The following is a 14,689-nucleotide window of genomic DNA, read 5'->3' on the forward strand; positions in this document are numbered from 1 at the left end:
TTTCGAATAGTTGTTTTTAATTATCTCTCTATTTTGTTTTCTCTTCATCATATATTACTTAAGACTCAGTATTTTTTGACTTTGAATTATACTATCTTAAATATTCGAACTCTAACTTTTTATAATACTCTAAACTCTCAAAATAGACTCTTTGAATATTTAAGGATTTTCTGAGAAGAAGGGAGGTTTTGAGGCTAGAGATATACTTTTTATTCATGTAGTATCCCGTCGATAAATCGAGCTATTTCTTTTCCATTATTATCTATAATTTTGATTTCTCCTTCTTTTATGGGTTCAAATTTGACAGTTGTATTTGAACCAAATTTTGTTTTTGCTTGATTAAGGTTTTTAAAAAGTTGGCTAAGACTTCTTATTCTACTACTTTTTGTTAAATGGAAAAATTCGTTAAGTCCATCAAACCCTAGTTTTTGCTTATAAATGAATCGATTACTTATTTCATTAATTAAACCGTAGTTTTTATCTGTTAAGAGACTGGGGTAATCTTTTACAACTTCTCGTCCCATATTATATGTCAATAATTTTGGACTATTTACTATGGTATTGATTTCGTCGGTGGCTTTTTTTACGGCTTCATCCAGAGATTTTTTATTATTTCCAACAATCATTCTAAGTTCTGTACCAATAAAACCTTCTAAAATTTTATCAACTTCATAAGTTTTACCCTCTATAATAATTGTTTTATTGGCTATAATATCATTCAGTTTACCAGAAAACTGTTTGTCAATAGCTCTTGCCATCGCAGCAGCTCTTATACTTTCACTTGTTTCTTCACCTATTCTATTAATACCATTATTAATCTTTTGGATAGTTTTAAAAACACCCCATGAGGTTTTAAGAAGCTTTGTTAGCTCTAGTGCTTTATTTTTATTGTCTTCGACTCCAGCACTTTCTAATAGTGATTCTAAGACTGCACTGGCATGATTTTCGAACAATGGAGAAGAGATGTAAAAACTGCTAACTTTTATTAATGCGTCTACATAGTCAAAACTATTAACCGCAGTTTTTACAAAATAATCTCCGGTGGCTGTTTTACGAAAGACTTCAACAGTTTCATAAATTACTTGTTCGCTTTTTTTAGTATTTACCGCCAATGTTCCTACGCTCTCATATCCATCCATTACAGCATCATCAGCAAGTCTAGCAGTATCAAAATCTACTACTAATATTTGTTTGGTATTGTTTTGATATTTTAAAGTAGCTATTGTTTGATCGCCAATTTTTAAAACTTCATAATTTTTTACTTCTAAAACTGTATTATCAAACCCTTGTTTGATTGAATTTATAATTTCAGCTTCCTTGAAGGATTGATCTACAATATTTTCGAATTGTATTATCTCTGGATTATTACTAATAGATTTGGCATGTTGTATAGCATCATTATATGAATCTTTCAATTCATCTAATTTGGTTATTCCATTGTCAGTTTTTGAAAGATCTTTTAAAGATTTAGTGAATTGACCATCTTTAGTTATTACAGAATATATTTGTTTTGTACCTTCTTTACTTAAGTCAAATAGGGCTTTACCTCCCATAACTAAACCATAGGTAGCAATAGCTTTATCCCAGAGTTTAATAAATTCTTTTCCTTCATTTGTTGCTTGTATGGTGTCGTCATTTATGGCAATAGCAATAGTCCCCACATTTAGTATTATATCTAAAGCTATAATTACGGATGACCCTCCGAAAGGAGCTGATAGAATACCAAAAGTGGCCATTGCTATTTTACCTTTTAGTCCTTCAATTCGTTCATTATGTTTATGAGCAAAATGATAAGCCCATATTAGAGGAACTACTTTAGAGTCGCCTGCTTTTATTCCCGCATAATTAAATTCGTCTAAAAAATCTATTCTTACGAATGACGTTAATGGATTACCATCATAAAAAGTGTAAGAAGCTTTTACTTGATTAGATTGGGTCATAGCATTTAAATATCCAAATCGAATCGTATTTGACTCAAAAGGGCTAAAGCCTTGAACGTCCTTTTGTTCTGTGAAGAAAATTTTACATGGCGGAGTTGCTGTCAAAATACCCTTACAGTCTGATAAAACATCGGTATTATGAACGTTAAAATAATTTTCTCGATAAAAGTACATTTCACCATCAGGTAGAACTAGGTCTGCAGTTTTTATTGGTAAAGTAGAAGGGAGGATTAAAGGTGCAGGATTAATTTTTTGTTGCATTTGAACCAAGAAATTAACAAAATATTCTTTATTTTCTTCTCCAAGGGTTTTATAAATAATCATAATATCACCAGTGTTAGAATCTAGTGATAAATCATCATACCATTGCTGTAATTGCTCAGAGGGCGTATTACAAAGCAAAGCGATTAATAGATCTTGGTACTCATCAATTTCAGCAGGGTTTTCAATAATCTTATTCAATAATCGAAACCTTTCTTCATAGGTTAATTGCTTTAATGTAAATTCAGATCCTTTTAAATTAGTAAAAGCCTCTTTTGTTTTAGCTAGGTTATTCGTTTGTAATGATTCATAGAATTTTGAATATCCTGAAGCAGCAATAGCATACGTTTTAAAATAGGAAGCATAGATATTAAGATGTGGAGTATTATTTTCATTTGGAGAAATATTATGATAGTCATATGTTATGTTACCGGATTCGTAAACATCTTGAATAGATTTTAGAATATTAAATCTTTCTTGAATGATTCTTTTATTTTCTTCATCTTCATATATGTGGTCATCAGTGGTATTACTGAGTATATGGATGTTTGGATATTTAGTGATTAATTTTGATAATCCAATGATATAGGGTGAGTAGGGAGAATCGCATTGTGCATTTTCACTATTTCTAATGATATATTTTTGTACTAATTCGTTATCAAAAGTTTTACCTAGGCTAAATTGAATTTCTTTTACTATACTTTCATCATTTGATGTCTCTAGTAATTTGATTTTAGTACTTTCTAAGAATAAATTATTAATAAAATCTATGGATTGAATATGCTCATCAGAAGCTACTAAAATAGTATCTCCCATTATGGATTCTTTAATATATTCTTCAATACTAGAATAAGTAATAGAAGTTACCTGAAAAATAAAACCACTAGAGGTAGCATTTAAACACAGTTTTCCTAAAATAGGAGAAATATTTTCTTTCCCTATTTTATCAGTCAGTTCATCTACATAAGGTTCGTAAACCCCACTCCCTTTTTTTCTTCCAAAGCCTTTACTTTTTTCACTAATTTCTCCAATTTTGTGTGTATAAATTTGGCCATCTTTATCAACAAAACAAATCAAAGAACCTAAGGGAGCAACAATATCAGTGTCTCCATAGGTGTCTCCAGTACTAAAATAAACCGAACTTGTAGTGTTAGGTAATGTAATTATTTCTCCAGATGGGGATAAGAATGAATAGGAACCATCTAATTCGTTTTTAAAATCATCTAAATCCGATAATCGAGATATTCCAACACTCTCCCCATCCTCATCATTCTGAAACAGATACAACTGTATTCCCGGTGCATGGATTTTTTGCCAATCCATGTGCGTAAACTCCATGCCACTACCATAATCCATTAGAAGATCTGTAGTTTCTTGTTGGACTCCGTATTCTGTAAATGGATGTTCTAACCCATAAATACCATGCCCTAACTCATGTGCAATCGTTTTTGTTAGATGTTCAGGATTAAATACAAAACCATATTGGCGTTTAAGCGGCATAAACCCTTCAGTTTCGGGATCGCTTGTAGGGATATCATCACCAAGTACAAAGACATAGTACATTTCTGACTCAACACCTCTTTGCTCTTTATAATATTCATAGATGGTTCGTTCTTCTGCGGTATAATGAGCTAAAACACTACTATCCCCGATATCTAAAGTGCCATTAGAAGTTTCGACATCCCAAGTACCAGTATTAATAGTCAATGAAGGAGCTGTAGTTATGTTAAAATCAACTCCTGTCTTATTGTAGATGGCATTGATTTCATTTGCGATTGAAGATGAAATACTTGCCCCATTTATAGGTACTAAGGTAATATTCACTAGCTGTTTGGTAATATGCCACACATTGACTTTACCTGCAATATCATACTTACCCGTACTATTTTCTGGTTTTATGTTGGCAAGGATTTCTTCTTTACCAAAATCAAAACGTTTGGTAAGGGCTATAGTAGCGGTATTACCATTCCATTCTGCTGGGATTGAGGTTCCTTCAATGGTTTTAAAAATAATATCATCTGTCGTTTTTCCATTACTTAAGGTAGCAGTAGCGGTCATAAAGTCTTCCTCATGTTCTGCAACATCAGAGATGACTTTATAGAGGACATTATATTTTCCTCCGTTAGCTTGTTCAATGGTTTCATATGAATTGGCAAAGTCAGTGTCACTAATACTACCTCTTAACTTATCTGTCCCATAAAAACCTGATGTATTAAAAAATACGGCCACATCAGTGGCTGATATTTGGGTTACATTTCCACTATTGGTAATCCCATTTGTGTTTCCTGCGGTTGGTGTACCCCCATCGGCTTCTTTACCTTCAGTTACATTACCCGCCTCATCAACGGTCCATTGATCGCCATTGGCGTCTGTAATTACCACAGGAGTGTCGGTTTCTATAGGATGTGCTACACCTTGTTCATCGATTAGTGTTACATTACCGTTTTCATCGACTTCTACATAGGCAATATCAATTGTCGAAGCATCAAATTTATCGATGTCTCCCGTATCTCCGAAAACTTCTTCAATGGCATCGTCAATATTGGCAATACCTTCCCAATTGGCATCATAGCTTGTTTTGACAATCCCATTGGTTAGCTGATAATCAGAATTAATGGTTATGCTATCAAACTCGACTCGTATTTTTACCAATGCCAAATAAGGAACACTTATATATCCCCATCCTGAGTACACTCCATTACTTCCGCTTATTTCCTTGACCGTTACCGGAAAATCTCCAGCAGTAAATATTTCATTAACTCCTATGTTTTGTAAGGGATCTTGATTCGTAATCTCTATTTCGGGAAGTACCCCACAATTGTAATATGCCGTTTCTTCTTCTGTTGGTGTTGTAAATTCTTGGGTTTGAGAAAAAGCAAACCCGCCGTTAGGGGTACATTCTCCGCCTACGCGAAACTCATAAGTGGTTCCGCCTTCTAGATTTCTGATGGTAGTTTCTGGGTTATAGGCATAACTTGTAAACCAATCATCGTCATCAGTATATCCTTTTTTTCGATATTGGGTTTCATATCTCAAATGCTCTGAAGTTTGCCAGGTAATAGCGACGGTCTGAGAATTTTGGGCTTGCGAAATAATAAATTCGGGGGCTTTGCAATCAGCTTGATAGTTGAAGTAATAAATCTCACTATTTCCGTTATTTCTAAAGACAGAAGTTTCACTAACTCCATCACTTACAATAGCTCGTACTTGCCATCCATACGTTTTGTCCTCTAGTAATTGCGTTTCTGCGGGACCGTAAAGTAAAGTGGTTGCTAAGGTTGTGGTTTGATACAGCGCAGGAGAGACTACAAAAGCAGCCTGTGGATTCATCCCTGTATCCCATAATTCTTTTAGCGTAAATTCATATTGTACATTGGTGGCATTGAGATGTCTTGGTGTCCAATTGAAGATAATATTTTGCGGATTTTGAGCAGTGATCAAATCTCCGGTATTCGGTAAGTTAAGAAAAGGAGGGTCATTTAGGAGTAAGTACACATTGAAACAACTATTCTGTCTAGAAAATAATTGACCAGATAGATAATCATATACTTCAAAACAAAAATTGTAAGAACCTTCAGGTAGGGTTTCACTATATTGTTGTGGTGAGATTCCTTGTAGGTTATTCAAATCAAAATAAGGCCGTAGGTCCAGATTAGATAATCTAGTATTGATTCCGCCATCTAGAAATATAGGAGAGGCCCCAGAAACAAAGTCTATAGTTTCGATATTAAGTCCCTGACCCTGAATTTTCATTTTTAGACGAACCCGTCTCCCTATTTCATTTACATCTGTTAATAATAGGTTTACAAATAACTTCTCGCTTGCCGTAGTCTGATAATCACTAAGTTTTAGACTATGTGGTGGTATTAATTGCGGAGTAACTTGTACAGGATATATTTGTGCAGTAATTAGTCCACATGAAAATAGTAGTAGAAAATAGAGTAATATTCGTTTCATCTAATAGGCTTCTTTTTGCATTTTAATATCAACTAATACATAAGAGTTCTGTCCATCTGTAACAAACTCTTTTATTTTAATGGCTCCTTTAATTCCTTGTTGATTTTCAAACAAAATGATTCTAGGGAGAAGAGAATCATCAAAGTCTTCTAATCCTTGATCGGTTTCTTCAATATCGAGCTCTGATAGTAAGGAGTCATCTTGCATGTTATCAAATTGAGAGGAACTAAGTGAAGCGCTGCATGCACAAGATTCTTGCAAATTGATAAATTGAGTATGAGTAGCGTTGGGTATAGCATCAAAAGTGCTTGATGCTGCTTCGTTGGGGGTAATGAATTTGTTAAACGTAAATGTACTATTTAACCCAAAAAATACAATGTCTATTAGACTTCCGTTAGTTTCAGTAACTTGATCTTTGGTATATACTTCCCGCGTTGTGGTAGAGAAAAATGCCCCAAGAGTATTATTGCTATGTGCAGTATTAATACCTAATTTAATATTTTCAATGGTTCTAAGATTGGTATTGGCGTAAACGGTTATGTTTTCAGTTTTAGTTTTAGTTTCTTTACCGTTAGTAGCTTCTAATTGTATTGTATATGTTCCGGGTGTACTCAAAACAATTTGGGGGTTTTGTTCTGTGGTTGTTTGGGGCTGTCCGTTTTCAATAGTCCACATATATGATGTGGCACTAATACTTTCATTATTCATATTTAGAGTAAAAGGCACCTGAAAGTCATCATCTTCAAAAGGAAATTCATAAGAAAAAAAAGCTTCGAGATAGGGTGCTACAGTAACGGTTTCTTGTGTTTGAAATACATCTTGTCCGTTACTCGCTTGGAGACCGATAATATGTTCTCCGGGTTCATTAAAAATAACATTTGAGGGATGTTGTTCGTTTGAAGAAGAAGGAGAGCCTCCTTCGAAAGTCCAGATATAACTAGTGGCCCCCAGAGTAGTATTATTGATTTCTACTTTCATAGGAGCATAATTATTTTCAATGATTGTCGGTTCAAAACCAATAGTTATCGCATCTGCTAATGTTATTGTCATTTCTTTAGAATTGAAGCTTCCGTCTTCATTACTAGCTTCTAATCGTATGGTATATGTGCCGTGTTCATCATATGCAATTATTCCGGGTTGTTTGTCAGTTGAAGTATTTGGGTTTCCATTTCCGAAATCCCATAAAAAATCTTCACCTCCTTCTGTAGTATTTTTTATAGAAACTAGTACTGGGATCGAATAATCACCATCTACAATTTCTAAGCTAAAATCAGCAGTAACAGGAAGAGCTTCTTCTGTGGCACAGTTCAAAAACAGAAAAATACTCCCAAAAAGAAGACGTAGGCTTTTGGGTATTATTCTATATTCTGTATTAAGGTAATTCTTCATTAGTTAATTACTATTTTACGTATTTGACTTTCTTTTTCGGTTTCTAGTAATAAGAAATAGATTCCGGAGGGTAAATTCATACTGTTATCAATAGTGTAATTACTGCTATTGCTTCTTTCCTGCGTTATCAAAGGGGTATTAGATACGAGATTAAAAAGTCGGAGCGAAATCCAACTTTCTTCAGCAAGTGATACAGAGATGGTAAAATTTCCTGAATTAGGGTTAGGAAACGTATCAAATTCTAAAATATATGGGGAATTAGTTTCTATATCATCTATTAGAGTTCTGGGTTCATCTATGATGATAGGCTTCATGTCGTCTTGATAACAATCGCCTTGATAAGATCTAAGGGTAATTTCATAAGCACCAGGTGTATTAAAACGCAACACTAGAGCCTCGTTACTTTCGTCAATAATTTCTGCTTCTCCACCAGAAATCATCCATTCGGTATTGATGCTTAGGGGATCACTGGCATTAACGACAATTACATCTTCTTCTGCATAGGCCTGCGAGGTGATTACTAATTGCGAGTCAATATCGACTGCAGAAGTTGTGATCCTAATTGTATCTGTACCAATACATCCTAATCTAGTGGTTAGGGTGGCGGTATAGGTTCCTGCTTCTGTTATTGTTATTGCAGGAGTGTTACTTGTAAATCCATTATCCGAAGTCCATGAATAAGTTGCCAGATCATCATCAATAGTAATATCTAAGCCATGTGTCTGACCATTACATAAGGTTCTATCATTACCTAAATTCACTAGAGTTGGTTCTGGATCAATTAGTTCAATATCCTTAAATCCCATACACCCTGAGGCATCGGTGACCTGAAATCTATGAATACCAGCTGGGAGTTCTTGTGCAAGCATACTATTGCTATTGATTGTATCCCATGCATAAGTGTATGGCGGTGTACCACCTTCGACAGTTACAGAAATGCTGCCATCGTTTCCTAAATAACAAGTAGGATTAATCTGTTCTATTACTTTGATCTCTAGCCCACCGGGTTGATCGACGCTAACTTGTCCTGTGACTTCACATCCTCGGGCATCTATAATGTAAGCGATATATTTACCTGCGATAAGATCAGTAATCGTTGCAGTAGAACTACCATTAGACCAAAGAATAGTATAAGGAGAGATTCCGCCAGAAATATTTACTGAAGCTGTACCGTTGTTACCCGAATCACAGGTGATTGCTGTACTGCTCATACTTACTTCTAATAATTCTGGCTCTTCGAATGTATATAGTTCATCGGTAGCTTCAATGAGTATTGCACTATCATATATTCCTATAATTCTACCCAAGGCATCTTCGACATTAAGTGCATAATTTCCTGTTGAGAGGTCCACGGCTATAGCTGTGGTCTGGGCAGGTAAATCGATATATGTACCCGAATCATCTTGCTTTTTCCAATAATATTTATAAGGTTGTCCTGTTGTAAAAGGTAAGCCACCTGTAACTGTAGCAATTAATTGTCCATCAGAAAATGGATTGTTAAAGGTATTATTTTGGTTACATGAAATAGGAACATGTACAGCAATAGTAGCTTCGATAGGATCATACATTTCGAACTCACTTTCTATCAAAGTACAGTTATACTCTTGACCAGTATCTGGGTTGGTTACTCCATCAATATCTAGATGATAGTTTCCTGCAGAAATTCCTTCCAATCGAATCTGAAAAATATCGTTGGATAAGCCAATAATGCTTGTGGTGGTTTGTGCGTTGAGTGATGTTCCTGATGCATCGGTCCATAGATAGGAATATACTAAATTAGCCATCCCTGATCCATCACTAATTTGGGCTTCGACCCATCCATCAGAGGCTCCGGCTGTTGATGGCGTGCCAAATGCAGTGTAAGTGATAGTGACAGGATTGGGTTCTAAAACGGTATATGGGACCGTAATTTGGCAATCATTAGCATCGGTTACTGTAATGGTATAGGTATCTGCCAGTAAATCTAAGATGTTTTGATCTTCTGAAATCAAATCATCATCACTGGTATACCATGCATAATGGTAGGGCAATGTTCCGCCTATAACTTCTATGTCAATAGAACCATGATCTCCACCATAACAGATATTATTTTTTATAAAAGAATTGCTAATTTCTAATAATTCTGGTTGGGTAATTACTACAGAAGGAACTACTATAGGTGGATTTATCAGCGGAGGATTGTCTGTAGAGTTACCTTTAAAGTCGGTAACAATCACTTTATAGATTCCTGGGTCTAAATTGGTAGCTGTCTGTGATGTTTGTCCTATGTTGGTATATAAGCCTGCAATTTCCTTTTGCCATTGATAATTATAGGTTGAATCTAAATTAGGCACTCCTCCTGTTGGTGTGGCAGTAATGGTGCCATCAGCAGCTTCAAAACATTGTACCATGGTAGCAGAAAGGGTTACGACTAATGGATCCGGTTCTGTAACCTCTATGGTTTCTGAGCTAATTGTACATTCATTAATATCTTCTACAGTTACAGTATATGCTCCTTTTCCAATATTGATTAAGTTTTTGTCAATACCGACTTCATCCCCTATTTCGTTTATCCAAGAATAGGTGTATCCTGGTGTGCCTCCAGATACAATGATATCAATATTTCCATTCGTTAATCCAAAACCTGATGGGAAGTTGATGTTGTCTAAACTTATGGTCAGTGGTGTAACTGGCTGATCAACGACTACCTCTAATTCTTCTTCATTATCAGAATACCCCGTACAGTTATTAGTATCTTTAACTCGTATTGTATAGGTGCCTTTTTGAAGGTTTGTAATAGCATCACCATTACTAAAATTAGTCCATGTTCCATCATCGATTTGATAATTATAGGTTTCTGATCCTCCTGATACAGTTAAGGTAATTGTTCCATCATTGCCACCATGGCAAGAGACATCTTTTGGAGCGGCAGAAAAAACTACTTTATCTGGTTCTGAAAAATCAAAATCTTCGGACTGTGCTGTTATTCCGTTACTATCTGTTATGATAACATAATAGATTCCATCTCCGATATTAGGAAGTGTTGTTATTGTTTGCGTTCCTGTTCCTGATATTGTTCCTGTTCCTAGAGGAAAAGCATCACCTTCTCTATGCCATTCGTAGGTATAGTTTTCACTATTCTTGAGAAGTCCACCAGCCCCTGTTGCGGTTAAAGCACCATCATTATCTCCATAACAAGTAATGGGTCTAGTTATACTAATGCTTACCTCGAGTAAGGGAGGTTGTGTAATCTCAAATTCTTGTTCCCCTCTACACCCTTCACTATCGATTACTACTGCTATATATTTTCCTGCAGGACCTATAAAATTAGATGAATTTTCTCCATTGATAGGTGTTGTTTGGCCCAATCTAAACCATTCATAATCTTCATAAGTTCCACTACCTCCATCAAAATCTTTTAATTCTATTTCACCATTTAAGCCAAAGCCAAGCGCAGGAGTCATATCTCCATCAAAGGTGATTTCTTCTTTTGCATCAAAAGTAATCGTCACTATCTTTGGATTATCACCATTCATTGCCACACATTCATCGGTATCTCTAATTCTAATGTTATGTGTACTTGCAGATAGATTAGCAATGATACCATTGTTTGGTAGGGTTTCCCAATCATTAGTATTGCGCTTATATTCAAATGAACCAGAACCTCCTTTTGGGGTTACTCTAATGCTGGGGATATCACCAAAGCATTTGGGGTGAATTCCTATGGCAGAAAATTCTACAGGGTCGGGTGCATTAATCGTAAAAGAATAGGATTCTTCTATACTTGCTGGGTCATCAGGGGTGTCTCCATCAGGATACAATTGATATACCACTGCGTATCTACCATCGCCTAATTCATAGCTTCCGGTTCGAGGTTTCCATTTGAATGTTATGTCCTCTCCATCAATATCTAAATCGTCATAGAGATATGAGTTATTAGTACTATCATAATTATTAACTAAAAACTCGTCAGTAACAAAATTTCCGTCATTATTTTCATCCCAGTAAACACTTACGAATAGGTTTTGATCATTATCTATTTCACCCTTTAATTCTAATATAAAACTTCCATCACCCGAATTAGAGCATGTTGGTGTAATTGCATTTATATCTACAAAATCGGGAGAGCATTCTTCTACGACTCTTTCAACAATGGCATATGCTCCTTCATCTAGTACGCCACCTTCGTATAATGGGGGAGCGGCCCGTACATTAGATCCTGGGGGTTTGTATTGCATTCGTAGTTGCATATTCCTAGATGTGTAATTAAAATGCAATCCAAAGCTTTCAAAAACCTCAAAAACCGAAGCGTTTAATGGGTAATTATCTGAAAACTCATAGATATTTTCCCAATAGCCCGCCTTATCATAATAAAACCATGTCAAACCTGGTATATCTTCTGTTGGATTACTACTGTCTATGGGGAAAATAGGTTCGTCTACACATATATTTTTTGAGGTATCATTGGCATTTAGTAGTCGCTCGTTGAGATAAGGCATTAATACAGCTTCTACATGATGTGTAAAATTGCCATTTGTTGAGGATCTATATACGTGATCAAATAAGTCTCTTGTTCCGTCCAAGACTGTCGAGTATGTATTACTTACGTCACATGTGGTAGAATCATCATTATCTATAATAAGGCAATAGTCAAACTTATATCGGATAGTATAAGGGCGTTTTGACAAAAGCACTCCTGCAGATATAGCCATTCCTCCGTCAACCGAGTATTCATCGGTTCCTCTGTCACTAAACCCTATACTCGATAACAGTACATCATCTTTATCATAAACTATAGCTTGGTAACTACCATAACCTGGCTCATAACCAACAGCACTAGTCCCTGTATAAACAAATCCTCCTGCAATTTCTAAGTAATATTGATCTTGTGCATGACTAGTTTGAAAATACAGTAATCCTACAAATAGCACGAGTATTATTTTCTTCATCTTCTAATATTTTATATCTAATTGAGCAGTCTCACTTAGAGTACCATCCATAAAAACTGCTCTAATGACATAGGTGTATTCATTATTGGGATGTACTTTTTTGTCTACAATGCGTTTTGTTGTAGGGGCCACATTTGTTAATAATGAAACAGATTGGTCCTTTACTCCTTTATAGATCATTAATTCGGCAACATTAGGTTCTTTATATGCTTTCCAGAATAACTCTATAAACCCATTTTCTTTGTCTTTATAACTAGATAAGCGTTGTATCTGAGGCTTTAATCCTGTTTTGGGAATTTTTACAGTTAAGGGCACTGCCGGATCAGATTCTAAACCACTTTTGTCAATAGCAATTAGGGTATAGCTATATAGTTTTCCTGCTTCTATGGCAGTATCTTCATAAGAAGTTTGGGAAACTTGGTTTGATTCATTTTTGGGGAGTATTTCTTCATCATTTTTTATTGATTGTATTGTATGTATTAACATCCAATCTAGGGTGTCATTATCTTTTCTATAGAGTTCATGCTTATTTACGTCTGCACTAGAACTATTAGCCCAGCTTAGCATTACTTTACCTACTTCTATATTGTAGGTCTTAAAAACCGCTGGTGTTGGTGGGATAAAATCTGGTTTACTAAGTTCTAAAACATCAGATGGAGGAGACATGTTAAAGCGTTCATCAACAGCAATGAGTTGATAATACACTTTTGTATTCAAGTTTTTTACTGAGATACTGTCATAATATGTGGTTCCTTGGTGAGGAGACACTGTAATTTGTGAAAATTCTTCTTCTTTATTATTTCCTCTAAATACCCGATATCCTAAAATATCTTTTTCTGTATTCGGTTTCCATTGCAGAGTTACGATACCTAAACTATCTACTTTACCCTGAAAACCTATAGGTTTTACTGGGGGTAACGAATCTACTGGTTGTACCAAAGCAGGAAATGAAGTTTTACTTAATCCTTCTTTTGCAATAGCCGTAATAGTTAAATAATTAGTGGGTAATAAGCTATCATATTTTAGCTTTCGAGCTTCTGGCGGGATGTCCTTCATAACCGTAGTATATTTTCCGTTGACCTTATCACTACGCCTAAGTTCAAAACCTTTGATATATTGGTTTCCTTCTTCTAGAAATTCCCATTCTAATATAATTCGATGGTCATCTAAATAGTTTTTATTGGTAATTCTAGGAGTGTAAGGTAACTGCTTTTCACTTTTTCCTGAGACGACATTCGATGGTTGACTTAATTCTCCGAAGGGAGTTTTACCTAATACTCGGTAATAATATTTTTTTTGTGTAACGATAGAGTCTAGATAAAACATACGTTTTGCATTGGTTTTGTCACTATTGTTTAAACCGGTTAATGGTTTTTTATTTAGTTGTACGAAAGTTTCTCCATCTTCAGACCGTTCTACGAAATAACTGTTGTAGGTTTTATTATGGATGGCATAATTCCAGTTAAGCATGACGCTCTGTTCAGTAAAAATAGCTGCTAAATCTAGCGGTTTAGGTAGTTTCTGATAATCTCCTAATCCTGTAAATACGCCTCCTTCTTTAATAGGTAGTTCTATCTCGGGAACTAAGGATGTGATTTTGTACAAATACTTTTCATTTGGTAGCACATCGTGATCTACATATGCTAATCCAGCCATTTCTGCCACGGTATAATCTTGATCTGCTACATACAATCCCCATGTATATCGTTGTTGCTGTTCTTCTGCAAGGTTTACGATAGCAGAGAGTTTGTCCATTCCTTCAATATCAAAACTTTCACCATAAAGAGACTGAGCCATTACCGCCGCATTATTGTTATTATCTATGAGTGTATCCCATTCTTCTAATGGCTTAGGTTTAAAAACGCCAATAGTTTTTTCAACAGGTTGTGCTAATGTGTTTTTATCTCTAGTTACTGTATATCGTTTTAACAGATAGCCGTATGTATTTAATTTTTTCCATGCTATTGCTGTTGTCGTTCCCCATCTCAATAAAATTTTTCCTTCTATCTGAGGACGACTCATAACAACAATTTTGTGATCTTCAATGTTTAAAATATCTGCTTGTTGCGCTTTACCATACTGAAATGACACAAGGCATACTACTATTATCAGGTTTTTGGCAGAGGTTTTTAGGATATCAGTAGTTCTAATAAAACACTGAGATACTTTCTTTTGGATGAAAAATTTGTTTATACCCATGTTCATATCACAATA

The 14,689-nt window shown here is 35.2% G+C and carries 4 protein-coding genes; all 4 read right to left on the reverse strand.

What is annotated here, in order from left to right:
• Positions 1 to 209: 209 nt before the first annotated feature.
• The 4 genes from DZ60_RS0106630 to DZ60_RS0106645 are packed head-to-tail and all read right to left on the reverse strand — an operon-like array spanning position 210 to position 14,680.
• Entirely contained in the window at positions 210 to 6,158 is a 5,949-nt protein-coding gene (locus tag DZ60_RS0106630; protein ID WP_025741308.1) for a fibronectin type III domain-containing protein, read from the reverse strand.
• Positions 6,159 to 7,547: a PKD domain-containing protein gene (locus DZ60_RS0106635; protein ID WP_025741309.1), complete on the reverse strand. Its 1,389-nt coding sequence runs from the start codon at positions 7,545 to 7,547 to the stop codon at positions 6,159 to 6,161.
• Entirely contained in the window at positions 7,547 to 12,475 is a 4,929-nt protein-coding gene (locus tag DZ60_RS0106640) for a T9SS type A sorting domain-containing protein (protein WP_025741310.1), read from the reverse strand. The genes DZ60_RS0106635 and DZ60_RS0106640 overlap by 1 nt, the downstream gene beginning before the upstream one ends.
• Positions 12,476 to 12,478: 3 nt before the next feature.
• Complete coding sequence (locus DZ60_RS0106645) at positions 12,479 to 14,680, reverse strand: fibronectin type III domain-containing protein (RefSeq protein ID WP_152537383.1); 2,202 nt, start codon at positions 14,678 to 14,680, stop codon at positions 12,479 to 12,481.
• Between the last annotated feature and the right edge of the window lie 9 nt (positions 14,681 to 14,689).

This window comes from Aquimarina pacifica, assembly GCF_000520955.1.
GTDB classification, from domain to species: Bacteria; Bacteroidota; Bacteroidia; order Flavobacteriales; family Flavobacteriaceae; genus Aquimarina; species Aquimarina pacifica.

Bases quoted from the DNA above. Each gene is read 5' to 3' on its own strand.
- DZ60_RS0106630 (WP_025741308.1), bottom strand. From the start codon at position 6,158: ATGAAACGAATATTACTCTATTTTCTACTACTATTTTCATGTGGACTA.
- DZ60_RS0106635 (WP_025741309.1), bottom strand. From the start codon at position 7,547: ATGAAGAATTACCTTAATACAGAATATAGAATAATACCCAAAAGCCTA.
- DZ60_RS0106640 (WP_025741310.1), bottom strand. From the start codon at position 12,475: ATGAAGAAAATAATACTCGTGCTATTTGTAGGATTACTGTATTTTCAA.
- DZ60_RS0106645 (WP_152537383.1), bottom strand. From the start codon at position 14,680: ATGAACATGGGTATAAACAAATTTTTCATCCAAAAGAAAGTATCTCAG.